Origin of the sequence: Streptomyces sp. NPDC006610 (genome assembly GCF_040611575.1) — a bacterium.
Taxonomy (GTDB): domain Bacteria; phylum Actinomycetota; class Actinomycetes; order Streptomycetales; family Streptomycetaceae; genus Streptomyces.
In genome coordinates, this window is sequence record NZ_JBEXOP010000002.1 from 87,965 (window position 1) to 99,962 (window position 11,998).

Consider the following 11,998-nt stretch of genomic DNA (forward strand, 5'->3'; position numbering starts at 1 on the left):
CTCACTCGAACTCGGTGCCGCCCTTGCGGGTCAGGTACGCCGGGCTGACCGCCTTGGCGATCGCCCTGCCCCCGGTCACCGGGCTGTACCGCTCGACGGCCGGGCGGATCACCACGCCCTCCCGCAGGTGCAGCGCGCGCCCCGACACCGTCTCGCGGCCACTGGCGACCTCCAGCACCCGCCCGACGTCGTACGGCCCCTCGTACAGCCGCGGCGTCAACGGCAGCTCGCCGTCGAGCAGTTCGGCGGCGTCCAGCCAGCGGACCCGGCCGTCGATCTCCGCCGCGACGTCGAACACGGCGTACCCGAGGGTGGCGTCCCGCCCGTCCGCGCCGTACGTCAGGTCCTGCACGCCCGCCCCGTAGACCTCCGCGAAGACGCCGACCCGGCGCGCCCCGAGCTTCGCGGCGAGGCGCGCCGCGACCTCCGGGACGCCGTGGCCGCGCACCGCGCGCCAGTAGAGGTTGCGCGGATCCTCCTTCAGGGCCAGGGACTTGGCGCCGAAGCCCTTGGAGGAGACCAGCACCCGGTCCTCGTCCGCGAGATACGTCACCAGGCAGGCCGTGCCGTGCAGCTTCTCGGTCAGCACCACGGGCTCGCCGGGCGTGAAGACGTCCGGGTAGCGCTGGATGTTCTCGACGTCCACCCAGGGCAGCAGTTCGGGCGCGGACTCCACGTCGCCGTTCATCGTCGGCGGGACCGGCGGCACCCACTTGGTGATGCCGAGCCGCTCGGCGAAGTCCGTGCCGTCGGCCGCCGCCCGGGCCAGGTCCACGTCCGCCAGCGCCTTCGGCCGGCACACGATGCCCTGCGACAGCTCGCCGCGCAGCCGTACCGCCTTGACCCGGTCCGCCCCGCTCCCGGCCAGCCGCCCGGTCAGCCCCAGCTCCTCGATCAGCGCGGCCGGGAGCACCGACTGCTCGGGGATGTAGAGGGCGACGTCGCCGGTGCGGTAGGCGCCCTTGGCGACGACGGCCCGGTACAGGCCCACCTGGGCCAGTTCGAGGGCGTCGGCATGGGGGTGTTCGTGGACGGTCAGCACCTCGGCGGTGACGCGCAGCGTCGACATCGGGGATCTCTCCTGCTTCTCGGAGCGGTTCGGTCGGTGGTGAACACCGCCAACTGTCCGGACAGGAAAGGGGTGGAGCGAGCGGATTCCCGGCTGGTACGGTCCCGTGCCGTGCGGGGCAGGGCGTGCCGTGTCCGCCGCGCGGCAGCAGTGGGGGTGCGGCATCCCCTGCGCACCCCCGTGGGACGCCCCTCGGTCAGGCCGACGCCGACACCAGCAGGCGTTCGCGCCGGGACCAGGCGAGGGCCTCCGGTGTGAGCACGGGACGCGGGACGAGGATTCCGCAGTCCGCGCAGACCGGACCGGACGAGGGCTCGTGGTCCAGGCCGTACTTCCACACCAGGTGCTCCCCGTCGCACACCGGGCAACGGGAACCGGGCTCGCGCTCCAGGGCGGCGATCAGCCGGCGCAGCACCTCCGCCAGCGGTTCGCGCGGATGCAGCCGGGGGTCGTCGCACCAGGCGACCCCGAAACCGCCCCAGGTCAGCCGGTGCCAGTCGTCCACACTGCCCGGCCTGCGCAGCCCGTCGTGCTTCTCCTTCTTGCGGCGCTCGGCGAAGTCGACCTCATACGCCAGCCACACCGCCCGCGCCTCCTCCAGCTCGTCCAGCGCGGCCACGAGCCGCGCCGGGTCGGGAGAGCGGTCCTCCGGGCCGAAGCCGGCCCGGGAGCACAGATGGTCCCAGGTCGCTCTGTGCCCGTAGGGGGCGAACCGCTCAAGGCACTTGCGCAGCGAATAGCGCCGCAGTGCCAGATCGCACCGCGGGTCTCGTACTTGTCTCGCCAGACTCCGGAAACCGGCCATCGCCCTGCACCTCCGTCACACTGCCTGTACTTCGGTCACCTCGGCGTCGTCGCACGGACGTCGTCGAATGGACGTATCGACATCCGATTCGGCTCCCTCCGTCTTCCTGCCGACATCCGCCCGTTCCTCCAAGTCCCCCGAAACTGACGCATGTTCATCTTCGAACTCGGGGATAACCGCCGGTAACGTCCGGCCGTCCCCCGTAGGGAGGAGCTGCCATGCCATGGCGCGCCCCACGTAATGCGCTCGACAGACTGAGAACTCCCCACACGGCTTTCGGGTTCCTGAAGACCGCTTCCGTATGCGTCCTCATTGCCGGCCTTTTGTCCCCGCTGTCCCCCGCGCTCGCGGCCCCGGCCCCGGCCGCGTCCGCGGCGGCCGTCGCGGACCACTGCGGCAACCGGTGCTCCGACATCCTGCCGCCCGGCCAGAACGGCAACGCCACGCTCGCGCAGATCCTGCTCCACCAGGCCTTCGGCAGCCGCCCCGCGCACTCCGCCGACCAGCTCGGGCCCTACGCCAACCTGGCCACCGGCTACCCCTCGCTCACCGACGCCACGCTCGGCAGCTTCTTCAACGACGCCTCCTTCGGCGTCCCCGCCGACCAGGTCGCCTCCACCCTGCGCCCGGCCGGCCGCACAGACGTCACCATCGTCCGGGACAAGAAGACCGGCGTGCCGCACATCACCGGCACCACCCGCTACGGCACGGAGTTCGGCGCCGGCTACGCGGCGGCCCAGGACCGGCTCTGGCTGATGGACGTCTTCCGGCACGTCGGACGCGGCCGGCTCACCCCCTTCGCCGGCGGCGCGCCCTCCAACCAGGGCCTTGAACAGGAGTTCTGGCGCAACGCCCCCTACACCGAGGCCGACCTGCAGGCGCAGATCGACAGCGCCGTCGCCAGGGGCGGCGAGCGCGGCCGACAGGCCCTCGCCGACGTCAACGCCTACGTCGACGGCATCAACGCCTACATCGCCGCCTCCGACAGCGGCCGTTACTTCCCCGGCGAGTACGTGCTGACCGGCCACAAGGACTCGATCACCAACGCCGGCGCCATCGAGCGCTTCAAGCCCACCGACCTGATCGCCCTGGCCTCCGTGGTCGGCTCGCTGTTCGGCGCGGGCGGCGGCGGAGAGGTGAACAACGCGCTGTCGCTGCTGGCCGCCCAGCAGAAGTACGGCGTCGTGGAGGGCACCAGGGTCTGGGAGTCGTTCCGGATGCGCAACGACCCGGAGGCCGTCCTCACCGTCCACGACGGCAGCTTCCCGTACGGCGGCAGGCCCGCGGACCCGCAGGGCGGCGCGCTGCCCGACGCGGGTTCGGTGACCCGCGAACCGCTGGTGCACGACCGCACCGGCAGCGCGGCCTCGGCATCGGCCGCCCGCGCCTCGGCCTCCGCCGCCGCGGGCGCCGTCGCCTCGGCGCGGCGGGGCATGTCCAACGCCCTGGTGGTCAGCGGCGAGCACACCGCGAGCGGGCACCCGATCGCCGTGTTCGGGCCGCAGACCGGCTACTTCGCGCCGCAGCTGCTGATGCTCCAGGAGATCCAGGGCCCCGGCATCAGCGCCCGCGGCGCCTCCTTCGCGGGCCTGAGCTTCTACGTCCAGCTCGGCCGCGGCCAGGACTACGCCTGGAGCGCGACCACCTCCGGCCAGGACATCATCGACACCTACGCCGTCGAACTGTGCCAGGACGACCACCACTACCTCTTCCGCGGGACGTGCACGCCCATGGAGAAGGTGGAGCAGAGGAACGCCTGGAAGCCGACCGTCGCCGACGGCACCGCCGCCGGTTCCTACACCATGCGGGTCTGGCGCACCGCGTACGGCCCCGTCACCCACCGCGCCACCGTCGGCGGCAAGAAGGTCGCCTACACCACCCTGCGCTCGTCGTACCTGCACGAGGCCGACTCGATCATCGGCTTCCAGATGCTGAACGACCCCGGCCACGTCACGGGACCGGAGAGCTTCCAAACGGCCGTGCAGCACATCAACTTCACCTTCAACTGGTTCTACGCCGACTCCGAGGCGACCGCCTACTACAACAGCGGCGACAACCCGGTGCGGGCGAGCGGCGTCGACGCCGAGTTCCCGGTGTGGGCGCGCCCGGCGTACGAGTGGCGGAACTGGGACCCGGACGCCAACACCGCCGCCTACACGCCGCCCGCGCAGCATCCGCAGTCCGTCGGCCAGGACTACTACGTCTCCTGGAACAACAAGCTCGCCCGCGACTACACCGCCGCGTCCTGGGGCAACGGCTCGGTGCACCGGGGCGACCTGCTGGACGACCGGGTGCGCGCCCTGGTGCGGGCCGGCGGGGTGACGCGGGCCGGGCTGGTCCGGGCGATGGCCGAGGCCGGGCTCACCGACCTGCGCGCCGAACAGGTGCTGCCGGGCCTGCTGAAGGTCGTGAACAGCGCGCCGGCGCCCGACCCGGCGGTGGCCGACGCGGCCGGCGAACTCGCCGCCTGGGTGTCGGCGGGGGCACGGCGCCAGGAGACCTCGCCGGGGTCGAGGACGTACGCCCACGCGGACGCGATCCGCATCCTGGACGCCTGGTGGCCGCTGCTGGTGAGAGCCGCGTTCGAACCGGGGCTCGGCAGCGGGCTGTACGGCGCCTTCACCGCCAACCTGCCCGTGGACGAGTCCCCGTCCGCCGCGCACGGGCCGACCGGCTCCCACGCCGGAAGCGCCTACCAGTACGGCTGGTGGAGCTACGTCGACAAGGACATCCGCAGGGTGCTCGGCGAACGGGTCGAGGGACCGCTCGCCCGCGCGTACTGCGGCGGCGGTGACCTCGCCGGCTGCCGGGACGTCCTGACCGCCACGCTGAAGGAGGCGGCGGCGAGGACGCCGGCCCAGGTGTATCCCGGCGACGAGCACTGCGCGGCGGGCGACGAGTGGTGCGCCGACGCGATCGTGCACCGGGCCCTCGGCGGCATCACCCACGGCCCCGTCAGCTGGCAGAACCGGCCGACGTACCAGCAGGTCGTGGAGTTCGCCTCGCACCGCTGACGGCGGCCGACGGCCGGTGGGGGCGGCGGACCGCCGCCCCCACCGGCTCACCGGTAGAGCAGGTACTGCGCCCGCGTGCGCCGGAACGCGGCCAGCTCCTCCCGCCAGCCGGCCACCACCTCGTCCGGCTCCGCGCCCGCGTCGATCATCGTGCGGACCAGCGTGGAGCCTGTGAGCTTGTCGATCCAGTGGTCGGAGCGCCAGGCGAACCCGCTCCACGCCCGCTTCGCCGTCACCAGCAGCGCGATCCCCGTGCGCACCGGGTCGAACGCGGCCCGGTCGTGCACATGGAGCTGCACCCCGCCGACCGTCTTCCCCTGGAACTTGGAGAACGTGGGCGCGAAGTACGCCTCCCGGAACCGCACCCCGGGCAGTTCGAGGGCGTTCGCGGCGGCGGCCCACCGCCCGTCCACGCCCTCCGCGCCCAGCAGTTCGAACGGCCGGGTGGTGCCCCGCCCCTCGGAGAGGTTGGTCCCCTCGAACAGACAGGTCCCCGAGTACACCAGCGCGGTCTCCGGTGTGGGCATGTTGGGGCTCGGCGGCACCCACGGCAGCCCGGAGGCGTCGTGGAAGTCGGAGCGCCGCCAGCCGGTCATCGCCACCGTCTCCAGCTCCACCGGCGCGCTCAGGAACTCCCCGTTGAACAGCCGCGCCAGCTCCGCGACCGTCATCCCGTGCGCCTGCGCGATCGGCTGCCGCCCGACGAACGTGGCGAACTGCGGGTGCAGCACCGGCCCTTCGGCCGACCGCCCGGACACCGGGTTCGGCCGGTCCAGCACCACGAACCGCTTGCCCGCGAGCCGCGCCGCCTCCATGCAGTCGTACAGCGTCCAGATGTACGTGTAGAAGCGCGCGCCGACGTCCTGGATGTCGAAGACGACGGTGTCCACGCCGGACGCGGTGAAGACGTCGGCGAGGGGCCGGCCGCTCTTGAGGTACGTGTCGTAGACCGGCAGGCCGGTGGCGGGGTCGTCGTAGCGGCCCTCGGAGCCGCCCGCCTGCGCGGTGCCGCGGAAGCCGTGCTCGGGGCCGAAGACGGCGGTCAGGTTCACCCGGTCGTCGGCGTGCATCACGTCCACGATGTGGCGGACGTCGCGGGTGACGCCGGTGGGGTTGGTGACGACGCCGACCCGTTCGCCGTCGAGCGGGGCGTACCCGGCGGCGGCGAGGCGCTCGAAGCCCGTGCGCAGGGGCTGACGGCCCGCGGCGGGGGAAGGGGGTGCGGCGGCGGTTGCCGCCGGGAGGGACACGGCGGCTGTGGCCGTGGCGAGCAGACCGCGTCGGGACAGGTGCATGGGTGACCTCCGTGACCGTGGGGCGGCTGGCATGGGCACGCTAGGCGCAGCGGAGGGGGAGGGGAAGACGCCGTCCGGGCGAGGCTTCTTCTGCCTGGCCGCGACCCTTCCCTCCGCACATACCGACTGGTTAGTCTGTCGCCGTCCGGCCGCATGCCCGGCCGCACGTCCCGCCCTATGCCGGGACGGACGGCGGTCGTGGTCGGGTGGTGGTCCCGTGGCAGTCCAGTCGTAGTCGTGTGGTGTCGTCGCGTCGAAGGAGACCGATCGTGGAAGCCGTGCAGGATGCGGGAGTGGTCGTCACCGGTGCGGGAGGCGGCATCGGCGCCGCCCTGGCCCGCCGCTTCGCCGCCGAGGGGGCCAGGGTCGTCGTCAACGACCTCGACGTCGGCCGGGCGAAGGCGGTCGCCGAGGAGATCGGAGGCATCGCCGTGCCCGGCGACGCCTCCGCGATCGTCGCCGACGCCCGCGACGCCCTCGGCGGAACGGTCGACGTGTACTGCGCCAACGCCGGGGTCGCCTCGGGCGGCACGGAGGCGGCCGGCGAGGACGTCTGGGCGCGCGCCTGGGACGTCAACGTCATGGCCCACGTCCGCGCGGCCCACGCGCTGCTGCCCCAGTGGCTGGAGCGCGGCGGCGGCCGGTTCGTGTCGACGGTCTCGGCGGCCGGGCTGCTCACCATGATCGGCGCGGCCCCCTACAGCGTCACCAAGCACGGAGCCTACGCCTTCGCCGAGTGGCTCTCCCTGACCTACCGTCACCGCGGTCTGAAGGTGCACGCCATCTGCCCGCAGGGCGTGCGCACCGACATGCTGACCGACGCGGGCAGCGCCGGCGAGCTGGTGCTCGTGCCGACCGCGATCGAGCCGGAGGACGTGGCCGAGGCGCTGTTCCGGGGCATGGCGGAGGACCGCTTCCTGATCCTGCCGCACCCCGAGGTCGCCGAGTACTACCAGGCCCGGGCCGCCGTCCCCGAGCGCTGGCTGGCGGGCATGAACAAGGTCCAGCAGAAGTGGGAGGCGTCCCGGTGACCGCGGCGGGCTCCCGCTACGCGGCCAAGCCCTGGCTGGACCTGCTCAACGACGCCCAGCGCGCCCCGGTCGACCCCGCCGACTCCCTGGTCCACGCCCTGCGCCGGGCCGCCGCCACGACGCCGGAGCGGGTCTTCCTCGCCTACTTCGACGGACGCCTCACCTACCGCGAGGCGGACGAGCTGAGCGACTCCGTCGCCGGGCACCTCGCCGCCCGCGGGCTGGAGCGCGGTGACCGGGTCGCCGTGCTGCTGCAGAACTCGCCGCACTTCGTGCTCGCCGTGCTGGGCGCGTGGAAGGCCGGCGCGGTCGTCGTCCCGGTGAACCCCATGTACAAGTCGGGCGAGGTCGGGCACGTCCTCGCCGACGGCGACGTGGCCGCGCTGATCTGCTCGGACCGGGCCTGGGAGTCGTATCTGCGCGGCACGGCGGCCGGCTCACCGGTGCGCATCGTGCTCACCGCCTGCGAACTGGACTTCCAGGAGCGCGGCGACACGCGCGTGCTGACCTTCGAGCGGCTGCCGCAGGCACCCGACGCCGACGACCTCACCGCGGTCGCCCGGCACGGCCACCCGGCCCCGGCCGGACGCGAGCCGGGCCCCGGCGACACCGCCCTGATCAGCTACACCTCCGGCACCAGCGGCGCCCCCAAGGGCGCCACGAACACGCACGGCAACATCATGTACAACGCCGAGCGGCAGCGCACCGGCCTCGGTCTGCCCGAGGCACCGGTCTACTACGCGCTGGCGCCGCTGTTCCACATCACCGGCATGGTCTGCCAGTTCGGCGCCTGCCTGAACAGTTCGGGCACCCTTGTGCTCGGTTACCGGTTCGAGCCGGGGGCCGTGCTGGAGGCGTTCGCCGAGCACCGCCCGCACTACACGGTCGGCCCGGCCACCGCCTTCATGGCGCTGGCCGCCCACCCCGCCGCCACCCGCGACCACTTCTCCTCCTTCCGGATCATCTCCTCCGGCGGCGCCCCGCTGCCGCCCGCCCTGGTGGAGAAGTTCCGGGCCGGATTCGGCCCCTACCTGCGCAACGGCTACGGGCTGACCGAGTGCACCGCGCCCTGCGCCGCCGTCCCGCCGCACCGCGAGGCGCCCGTCGACCCCGGGTCCGGGACGCTCGCCGTCGGCGTGCCCGGACCCGACACGGTCGTCCGGATCGTCGACGAGAACGGCGACGAGGTCCCGTTCGGCGAACAGGGCGAGATCGTCGTCGGCGGACCCCAGGTCGTGCCCGGCTACTGGCGGCGGCCCGACGCCACCGCCGAGACCTTCCCCGGCGGCGAGCTGCGCACCGGGGACATCGGGTTCATGGACGCCGAGGGCTGGCTGTACGTGGTGGACCGCAAGAAGGACATGATCAACGCGTCCGGCTTCAAGGTGTGGCCGCGCGAGGTCGAGGACGTGCTGTACACCCACCCGGCGGTGCGCGAGGCGGCCGTCGTCGGCGTACCGGACGGGTACCGCGGCGAGACCGTCAAGGCCTACATCAGCCTGCGGCCGGGGGCGGATGCGGACCCGGATGCGCTCGCCGCGTACTGCAGGGAGAGACTGGCCGCCTACAAGTACCCGCGGCAGGTGGAGATCCTGCCCGACTTGCCGAAGACGGCGAGTGGGAAGATCCTCCGTCGGGAGTTGCGTTCCCGTTCCCGCGCAAGTCGCTAGGACATCACGAAAGGCAGGTGGCGGCAGTGCCCAGGACGACGGACGGAGACGGCACTCCGGTGCCGCAGCGGCTCCTGGCCGCCGCCACCCGGCTCTTCGCCGAGCAGGGATACGACCGCACCTCGGTGCAGGAGATCGTCGAGGCGGCCGGCGTCACCAAGGGGGCGCTGTACCACTACTTCGGCTCCAAGGACGACCTGCTGCACGAGGTGTACGCGCGCGTGCTGCGCGTCCAGCAGGAGCGGCTCGACGCGTTGGCGGACGCCGACGAGCCGATCGAGAAGCGGGTGCGGGCGGCGGCGGCCGACGTCGTCGTCACCACGATCGAGAACCTCGACGACGCGTCCATCTTCTTCCGCTCCATGCACCAGCTGAGCCCGGAGAAGAACAAGCAGGTGCGTGCCGAGCGGCGGCGCTACCACGAGCGCTTCCGGGCCCTCATCGAGGAGGGCCAGCAGGCGGGCGTCTTCTCCCGGGCGACGCCGGCCGACCTGGTGGTGGACTACCACTTCGGCTCCGTGCACCACCTGTCCACCTGGTACCGGCCCGACGGCCCGCTCAGCCCTCAGGAGGTCGCCGACCACCTGGCAGACCTGCTGCTGCGGGCGCTGCGGCCGTAGGGGCCTGCTCGCGCGGCATGAGCAAGGGGCCAGCACGCGGCGCGAGCACGCGGCCCGAGTAAGGGGCGTCGGCCACGGCCGGCGCCCCTTACCGCTGCTCACCGCCGGGTCACACGTACTTCTTGAGCTCCCGCCGCGCCAGCGACCGCTGGTGCACCTCGTCCGGGCCGTCGGCGATCATCAGCGTGCGCGCCCCCGCGTACAGCTCGGCCAGCGGGAAGTCCTGGCTCACCCCGCCCGCGCCGTGCAGCTGGATCGCCCGGTCGATGATGTCGACCACCGCGCGCGGCGTGGCGATCTTGATGGCCTGGATCTCCGTGTGGGCGCCCCGGTTGCCGACCGTGTCCATCAGCCACGCCGTCTTCAGCACCAGCAGCCTCAGCTGCTCGACCGTCACGCGCGCGTCCGCGATCCAGTTGTGCACCACGCCCTGCTGCGCCAGCGCCTTGCCGAAGGCCTCGCGGGACACCGCCCGCCGGCACATCAGCTCGATCGCCCGCTCGGCCATGCCGATCAGCCGCATGCAGTGGTGGATGCGGCCCGGACCGAGCCGCGCCTGGGCGATGGCGAAGCCGCCGCCCTCCTCGCCGATCAGGTGGGACACGGGCACGCGCGCGTGGTCGAAGATCACCTCGGCGTGGCCGCCGTGCCAGTGGTCCTCGTACCCGAACACCTGCATCGCCCGCTTCACGGTGACGCCCGGCGTGTCGCGCGGGACCAGCACCATGGACTGCTGGCGGCGGATGTCCGGCCCGTCCGGGTCGGTCTTGCCCATGACGATGAAGATCCTGCAGTCCGGGTTCATCGCCCCGGAGATGTACCACTTGCGGCCCGTGATGACGTACTCGTCGCCGTCCCGCTCGATGAGCGTGGTGATGTTCGTGGCGTCCGAGGAGGCCACCTCCGGCTCGGTCATCGCGAACGCGGAGCGGATCTCGCCGGCCAGCAGCGGCTCCAGCCACTGCTTCTTCTGCGCCTCGTCGCCGAACTGGGCCAGCACCTCCATGTTCCCGGTGTCCGGGGCGGCGCAGTTGGTCGCGGTGGGCGCGAGCTGGGGGCTGCGGCCGGTGATCTCGGCGAGCGGCGCGTACTGGAGGTTGGTCAGGCCCGCGCCGTGCTCCGCGTCGGGCAGGAAGAGGTTCCACAGGCCCCGGCGGCGCGCCTCGGCCTTCAGCTCGTCGACGACCGGCGGGGTGTCCCAGGGTGAGGCCAGCGCGGACCGCTGCTCCTCCATGACGGCCTCGGCCGGGTACACGTACTCGTCCATGAAGGCGAGCAGCTTGGCACGCAGCTCCTCGGTGCGTGCGTCGAACGCGAAGTCCATGGCGTCAGCCTTCCTGGAGAGTGTGCAGTCCGTGCTCGATGAAGACGGGCACCAGCTCGCCGATGCGGTCGAAGCCGCGGCCGACGGTCTGGCCCAACGTGTAGCGGTAGTGGATGCCCTCCAGGATCACGGCGAGCTTGAACCAGGCGAACGCCGTGTACCAGGAGACGGCGGACACGTCGCGCCCCGAGCGCTCGGCGTACCGCTCGATCAGCTCGGCCGGGGCGGGGTGGCCGGGGGCCTCGGCGGTGGTGGAGACGGGCGACTTCGGCATGCCGAGCGGCCTGCTGTACATCACCAGCAGACCGAGGTCGGTCAGCGGGTCGCCGAGGGTGGACATCTCCCAGTCGAGGACGGCCTTGATCGTGTCGTCCTCGCCGATCAGCACGTTGTCGAGCCGGTAGTCGCCGTGCACCACCGCGGGGGCGGGGGAGACGGGCAGCTCCCGGCCGAGCGCGGCGTGCAGCTCGTCGATGCCGGGCAGGTCGCGGTTGCGGGAGGCGTCCAGCTGCTTGCCCCAGCGGCGCAGCTGGCGGTCCAGGAATCCCTCGGGCCGGCCGAAGTCCGCCAGGCCCACCTCCGCGGGGTCGACGGCGTGCAGCTCGACGAGCGTGTCGACCAGGTTCAGCACGGCGTCCCGGGTGCGCTCGGGGCCGAGCGGGGCGAGCTGACCGGCGGTGCGGTACGGCGTGCCCGCCACGAACTCCATGACGTAGAACGGCGCCCCGAGCACGTCCTCGTCCTCGCACAGCAGCACCGGCCGCGGCACCGGCACGCGCGTGGGGTGCAGGGCGCTGATCACCCGGTGCTCGCGCTTCATGTCGTGCGCGGTGGCCAGGACGTGGCCGAGCGGCGGGCGGCGTACGACCCACCGCGAGACGCCGTCGGTGACCGCGTAGGTGAGGTTCGACCGTCCGCCCTCGATCAGCCGGCCGGTCAGCGGGCCGCGCACCAGCCCCGGCAGCTCACGGTCGAGCAGACCGCGCAGCCGGTCGGGGTCGAGGCCTGGCGGGTGGTCGGAAGCCATCGTCGCTCCTACGGACGCGTGAACGGGACGCCTTCATGATGCCGACCGGTCGGTATGCCGTCCAGAGTGTCGCGCGAACGTGATCGGAGCCACGATAGGCCGAAAGTCGTGCGGCGGGTCGCCGACGGGCGTGCCGGCGGGCG

Annotated in this window: 9 protein-coding genes; 4 read left to right on the forward strand and 5 right to left on the reverse strand. The window is 72.8% G+C overall.

Translation table 11 applies throughout. The annotated features are described in order from the left end of the window. Window position 1: 1 nt before the first annotated feature. Window positions 2-1,069, reverse strand: coding sequence for an RNA ligase (ATP) (locus ABZY13_RS02150; RefSeq protein ID WP_356626933.1), 1,068 nt, complete (start codon window positions 1,067-1,069; stop codon window positions 2-4). A gap of 196 nt (window positions 1,070-1,265) precedes the next feature. Then, entirely contained in the window at window positions 1,266-1,874 is a 609-nt protein-coding gene (locus ABZY13_RS02155; protein ID WP_356626934.1) for a hypothetical protein, read from the reverse strand. Window positions 1,875-2,092: 218 nt separating this feature from the next. Between ABZY13_RS02155 and ABZY13_RS02160 the strand changes: the two genes are divergently transcribed. After that, entirely contained in the window at window positions 2,093-4,888 is a 2,796-nt protein-coding gene (locus ABZY13_RS02160; protein ID WP_356626935.1) for a penicillin acylase family protein, read from the forward strand. Between the two features lie 47 nt (window positions 4,889-4,935). Here the strand turns inward: ABZY13_RS02160 and ABZY13_RS02165 are convergent, their stop codons facing one another. Then, window positions 4,936-6,183, reverse strand: a complete 1,248-nt coding sequence (locus ABZY13_RS02165) for a DUF1343 domain-containing protein (protein WP_356626936.1) — start codon at window positions 6,181-6,183, stop codon at window positions 4,936-4,938. Window positions 6,184-6,449: 266 nt separating this feature from the next. Between ABZY13_RS02165 and ABZY13_RS02170 the strand changes: the two genes are divergently transcribed. From ABZY13_RS02170 to ABZY13_RS02180, 3 genes are read left to right on the forward strand one after another with little or no spacing between them, the layout of a single operon-like run. After that, complete coding sequence (locus ABZY13_RS02170; RefSeq protein WP_356627130.1) at window positions 6,450-7,214, forward strand: SDR family oxidoreductase; 765 nt, start codon at window positions 6,450-6,452, stop codon at window positions 7,212-7,214. Further along, a complete protein-coding gene (locus ABZY13_RS02175) occupies window positions 7,211-8,884 on the forward strand; it encodes an AMP-binding protein (protein WP_356626937.1) in 1,674 nt (557 codons plus the stop codon). The genes ABZY13_RS02170 and ABZY13_RS02175 overlap by 4 nt, the downstream gene beginning before the upstream one ends. A 26-nt stretch (window positions 8,885-8,910) precedes the next feature. Beyond that, window positions 8,911-9,504: a TetR/AcrR family transcriptional regulator gene (locus ABZY13_RS02180; RefSeq protein ID WP_356626938.1), complete on the forward strand. Its 594-nt coding sequence runs from the start codon at window positions 8,911-8,913 to the stop codon at window positions 9,502-9,504. Between the two features lie 109 nt (window positions 9,505-9,613). Here ABZY13_RS02180 and ABZY13_RS02185 read toward each other — a convergent pair whose 3' ends face one another. After that, window positions 9,614-10,828, reverse strand: a complete 1,215-nt coding sequence (locus ABZY13_RS02185) for an acyl-CoA dehydrogenase family protein (RefSeq protein ID WP_356626939.1) — start codon at window positions 10,826-10,828, stop codon at window positions 9,614-9,616. 4 nt (window positions 10,829-10,832) lie between these two features. Then, window positions 10,833-11,855: a phosphotransferase family protein gene (locus ABZY13_RS02190; protein ID WP_356626940.1), complete on the reverse strand. Its 1,023-nt coding sequence runs from the start codon at window positions 11,853-11,855 to the stop codon at window positions 10,833-10,835. Between the last annotated feature and the right edge of the window lie 143 nt (window positions 11,856-11,998).